Origin of the sequence: Bifidobacterium margollesii (assembly GCF_002860355.1) — a bacterium.
Lineage (GTDB): Bacteria > Actinomycetota > Actinomycetes > Actinomycetales > Bifidobacteriaceae > Galliscardovia > Galliscardovia margollesii.
Window position 1 is genome coordinate 1 of record NZ_NMWU01000022.1, and the last position, 4,789, is coordinate 4,789.

Genomic DNA, 4,789 nt, shown 5'->3' on the forward strand with positions numbered 1-4,789 from the left:
GCAGACCGCCGTTCGCATTGGGGTTCTCGCCGATGCGCAGCTCGCCCTGCGGCATGAACTTGGTGACCTCGGGACGGATGGCGCCGTTGTCGTCGAACAGCTCCTCCGGCTTGTAGGAGGAGAGCCACTTCTTGAGCACGTTGAAGTGCTCCTCGGTGTCGCGGGCGGAGGCCAGCGGCACCTGGTGGGAACGCCAGGAGCCCTCGGTCTTCTTGCCGTCGATGAACTTCGGGCAGGTCCAGCCCTTCGGGGTGCGGAAGATGATCATCGGGTAGAACGGACGGTGCACGTCGTCGGTGTTGGCCGTGGCCTTGATGTCGCAGATCTCGTCGAAGACGGTCTCGAACAGCTCGGCGAAGCGGCGGTGGATCGACAGGTGGTCCTCGTCGTCGAAGCCGGCGACGAACTCGTACGGCTCGTAGCCCATGCCGTGGAAGAACTCGTGCAGCTCCTCGTCGCTGATGCGGGAGAGGATCGTCGGGTTGGCGATCTTGTAGCCGTTGAGGTGCAGGATCGGCAGCACGATGCCATCGGTGCGCGGGTTGACGAGCTTGTTGGACTGCCACGATGTTGCCAGCGGGCCGGTTTCGGCTTCTCCGTCACCGACGATCGTCGGAACAAACAAACTGGGATTGTTCATCGCCGCGCCGAATGCATGGCTTAGTGCATAGCCCAGCTCGCCTCCTTCATGGATGGAGCCAGGGGTTTCCGGGGAGAAGTGGGAGGGAATGCCGCCGGGGTAGGAGAACTGGCGGAAGAACTTTTGCAGACCGGCCTCGTCGCGGGTGATGTCCGGATATGTTTCCGTGTATGTGCCGTCGAGATATGACTGGGCGACGGTTCCGGGGCCGCTGTGACCGGGGCCGACGACGATCAGCGTATTCTGCTGGTGGTCGGCGATCAGACGGTTGATGTGGCCGATGAGAAAGTTCACGCCCGGGGTGGTGCCCCAGTGGCCGACCAAGCGGTGCTTCACATCCTCACGGGTGAAGGGCTCCCTCATCAGCGGGTTGCTGCGGAGGTAGATCTGGCCGATGGAAAGGTAGTTGGCGACTCGCCAGTATTTGCTGACGCCTTCGATAGCCTCCTCAGAAACGGGAGCGTTGAGCTTTTTCCAAGGGGTGCCGATGACGGGGTTTGCCATGATGGTGTGTTCTTTCTGTGATGTGGGGTGCCGTAATGCGGCACCCCGGTTTGGTTGAAAAGGAGATGGATGGATGTCGGGGCTAGATCTCCTCCAGCTCCTTCTTTGCGGTTTCCTTGGCGAACATGTAGGTGATCGCCCCGAGGAACAGCAGCCCGGCGAAGACGCAGAACGGCATGAACACCACTTCCGCGGTGGGGGAGCCTCCGCCGATGAGCATGCCGACCACGAACGGGCCGAAGATCTTTGCGGTGGCGCCGATGCCGTAGCCGAGGCCAAGGCCAGTGGAACGTGCCTCATTCGGGAACTGCTCGCCACCGAAGGGGTTGAGGACGCCGAACGCGCCGTCGCCGAAGGTCATGACGATGAAGATGCCGACGTAGAACAGCATGCCTGCGGAGTGCAGGGAGGAAGCTCCGGCGGCGTTGTGGGCGGCGAAGGCGGCGATCAGGCAGCCGATGCCGCCGACGACACCGCAGATGAACATGGTCCAGCGGCGGCCGATGCGGTCGGAGATCCAAGCGGAGCCGAGACGTCCGAGCAGATCGCCGAGTGAAACGACCATGAATAGGGTGGAGACGGTGGCTGTGTCGAACTTGAACGATTGTCCGAGGATTGCCTGGCCCCACGACTGCACGGTGAACGAACCGGCGATGAAGCAGAAGGAGCCGATGGTTACGATGGCCAAGGACTTCGGGTACTTCTTCAGGATCAGCGAGTAGGAGGCGTTCTTGGTGTGTTCGACGATCGGCAGTTCGCCGACCTCTTCGACCGGGATCTGCATGGCCCAGGCATAGGCCTTGCGCGCTTCTTCGGTACGGCCCTGGGACTGGAGATAGCGGGGGGATTCTGGGACGAAGTGTGCCCAGATGACCAGAATGATTGGGATGCAGCCGAGTGCCATAAGTCCACGCCATCCGATGGCGCCACCGAGGGTGCGGGTGGCGAGACCACCGAGGAAGATGCCCAGCGGGATGAACACGGCGGTGAGACCGGAGAGCAGACCGCGCTGCTTGGCGGGGACGAATTCCTGCACGAACGGGATACTGGTGATGCTCAGACCGCCGACGCCGATGCCGACGCCGATGCGCATGACCGTAAGGAATAGCCAACCGTCATTCGGTGTGAACAGCGATGCTGCGGTGAATACGATCAGCACGATGATGCACCAAACATAGGCGTGTTTGCGGCCGAATCGATCAGCCAGACGTCCCCAAAGAATCGAACCGATGACAGTGCCTACGCCGGCACCGGCGAGTACGATGCCCGATTGGAATCCGGTAAGCTGCCAGGATTGGTCCTTCATCAGCAATTCGATGACGAAGCCGATGAGGAACATGTCGAAGAACTCCGAGATGTTGCCGACGATGGCGAGACCGATTAGCGATCGCTGATTGCGGGTGAGCGGATGGTTGTCGATTTGTTGGGTGACCGGGATTGAGGTACTCATGTTCTACTCCGTTGTAGATGAAAAAATGAATGATGATTGGGACTGTTTGGGAAGGATCCCGGAAGCTCGTGAGATGTGTTAGGCGCCGGAGCCTACGGGCTTCTGCCCGTATTCCTTGAGATACCAGGTGCGTGCCTCGTCGATGGCAGCGGAGTCGAGCGGCTGAACCGGGCCGAGCACCATGGACAGATATGAAACTTCGGCGGTTTCCTCCACATATGTTGCGGAGCGTACGGCCTGTGCGGCATCTCGTCCGATGGTGAATACACCGTGGTTGCGTAGCAGTACGGCGCTGCCGTTACCGATGTGGCTGACGATCTCCTCGCCGATGGCCTCTCCGCCGATGGTGGCGTATCCGGTTACAGGGATCGGCTTACCGTACAGGTCCGCTGCCAGTGTGGTGAGCACCGGGATGTCTTCACCCCGAATGGCGAAGACGGTAGCGTATCGGGAGTGGGTATGTACGATGCCTCCCACATCTTTTCTGGCGCGATAGACGTAACAGTGGCTTGCGGTATCTACCGAGGGCTTGAGATCTCCTTCGACCAGATTGCCGTTTTCGTCCACGATGACGATGTCTTCGGGGGTGAGATCCTGAAAGCTGACGCCGGAGGGTTTAATGGCGATCAGTCCGGTTTCCGGGTCTCGTTGTGAGGCATTTCCTGATGTTCCGGCGACCAGTCCGGCGGCCGGTAACGCCTTGTTGGCATCACAAACTGTCTTTTTCAGTCGTTCTAGCATATGGAGGGTTCTCCTTCTGTCTCCGATGGTTGATATGGCGGTGGGTGTTGATCGGAATGAGTGATATGACGGGCTGCTGCCGATTGAGCGCCGGCCATTGTCTCCGTACTTCCCTTCGGTGGGATGTAGAACACACTCTAACCCCATAATGTGAATTTGTCCATTTAAAAATGTGAAAAAACCCATTTAGTGAATGGTGAGCCTTCTTTACGGGGAGGTATGAAAGATTGAAAAATCACGCATTGTTGCACTAAATGGAAATTTTTATACGAAAAAACATGCAGTCGTGTGTTGCTATGCGAGCCGTAGAATTACGCGCCTGTTTAAGACAGGGAGTCGGGCGCGTAGCGATGTCCGTCGGGTACGAAGACGTAACGAAGTAGGGCCTATGATCACCGCAATCGATTGGGGAATCGCGCGGATCAGCGCTTGCGTGATGAGGTGTCCGCAAGTACTGCCGCGGCACAACGGGAATCGACGATCAGATAGTTGGTTAACCGGCGTCGTAGAATCGCCCGCAATGTTGGCGCCTTGCTCACCCCTGCGGCCACGCACATGGAGCATGAAGCCGAGGCCAGTGCGGCCAGCGGGATGGAAACCACTCGTTTGTTGAACTCCTCTACTTCGTTGCCGTCCGCATCGATGATGCGTGCGTTGAGGTGTCCCACTCCTCCTTGCGCTTGGTACAAGTGCTGTTCCTGCTCGGAGATGTAGCCGGCCTGATTGAGGGAGGAATGAGGATCGTCGAGCGTACCCACGCCGTAGACCATGGCGTCGGAGGCGGCAGCTTTGTCGAGGACGTCGTGGATCTGCACGGTAGAGATGAGCTGGTCCCTCACGCCGCCGGTGATCACGACCGCAGGCGCGTTGATGTACTCGTATGTGCCATGCAGTGCCTTGGCCATGCGTCGGGCAAGATCGGGGCCGTCGAGCTCCGGCTGCATGCCTCCAATGGCTCCGACCATCGTGGTGACGTGAATGTTCTCCAGATTGTTGTCCGGCATTTCGTTGACGATTTCCGCAATGACTCGCCCCCATGTCATTGACAGCGACATTCCCGGTTGCAGGGTTTCGACGAGTTTGGCCGCTGCTACATGGCCCACTGCCTTAAGTGTGTCGTGCTCGGAATCCATCGAAGGTACGACCGTTACGTGGTCGATGCCGAATGAAGCTTTGATCTCTTCTGCGATTTCGGTTTCCTGAAGTAGCGGAGGATTGACGGTGATGGTGAGAATGCCGTGCTTTTGCGCGTCGGTAAGCATTCGGGAGATGGAAGTGCGCGATACACCGAGCCTACGGGCGATCTCATTCTGATTGAGGTGATCCTCGTAGTACATTTTCGCCACGGAATACAGACGATTCAGTTGTGCGCTCTTCATTCGAGCAAGTATATCAGTGGCGGGTTGTCTGTTTGGTATGAATGCGTTGGTTTTCGCGGGTTTTGGCCGTGCTGT

General features: G+C 58.5%; 4 protein-coding genes. All 4 read right to left on the reverse strand.

Annotation, left to right across the window (positions count from 1 at the left end; genetic code table 11):
* A partial coding sequence (locus Uis1B_RS06685) for a phosphoketolase family protein (RefSeq protein ID WP_479855850.1) occupies positions 1–1,144 on the reverse strand: 1,144 nt, incomplete at its 3' end.
* Between the two features lie 82 nt (positions 1,145–1,226).
* Positions 1,227–2,594: an MFS transporter gene (locus Uis1B_RS06690; protein WP_101616756.1), complete on the reverse strand. Its 1,368-nt coding sequence runs from the start codon at positions 2,592–2,594 to the stop codon at positions 1,227–1,229.
* Between the two features lie 78 nt (positions 2,595–2,672).
* Positions 2,673–3,335, reverse strand: a complete 663-nt coding sequence (locus Uis1B_RS06695; protein WP_101616759.1) for an L-ribulose-5-phosphate 4-epimerase — start codon at positions 3,333–3,335, stop codon at positions 2,673–2,675.
* A gap of 422 nt (positions 3,336–3,757) precedes the next feature.
* The coding region (locus Uis1B_RS06700; protein ID WP_133124869.1) for a sugar-binding transcriptional regulator at positions 3,758–4,789 on the reverse strand (1,032 nt) is incomplete at its 5' end.

What these genes read in the sequence shown, in the direction of transcription:
- Uis1B_RS06690 (WP_101616756.1), bottom strand. Translation starts at nt 2,594, where the DNA reads ATGAGTACCTCAATCCCGGTCACCCAACAAATCGACAACCATCCGCTC.
- Uis1B_RS06695 (WP_101616759.1), bottom strand. Translation starts at nt 3,335, where the DNA reads ATGCTAGAACGACTGAAAAAGACAGTTTGTGATGCCAACAAGGCGTTA.